1 protein-coding gene is annotated in these 246 nt (G+C 67.5%); it reads left to right on the top strand.

The annotated features are described in order from the left end of the window. The coding region (locus BGIM_RS65375; protein WP_029632036.1) for a hypothetical protein at positions 1-246 on the top strand (246 nt) is incomplete at both ends.

The following is a 246-nucleotide window of genomic DNA, read 5'->3' as shown; positions in this document are numbered from 1 at the left end:
ACCCTCTCCGACCTGTCGGCCGCCTGGGCCGACACCCTGAGCGGCGGCCTGACCTCGATGGCCCGCAAGGGCCTGAACTACGACGACGCCGTCGACTACAACTCCGTCGGTTACTCTCTGGGCCAGAAGATCGGGTCGATCCACAGCCTCGCGATGGGCTTCGGCGGCATGGCCGGGGGCGGGCTGGGGGTCGTGCAGCAGGCCATGAACGTCAACAATCTGGTGCAAGGCACCACGCAGGGCATC

The sequence above is a fragment of the Zavarzinella formosa DSM 19928 genome (assembly GCF_000255705.1).
In the GTDB taxonomy this organism is placed as follows: domain Bacteria; phylum Planctomycetota; class Planctomycetia; order Gemmatales; family Gemmataceae; genus Zavarzinella; species Zavarzinella formosa.
Note: the sequence above shows the minus strand (reverse complement) of the source record. Positions and strands in the feature narration are given on the sequence as shown.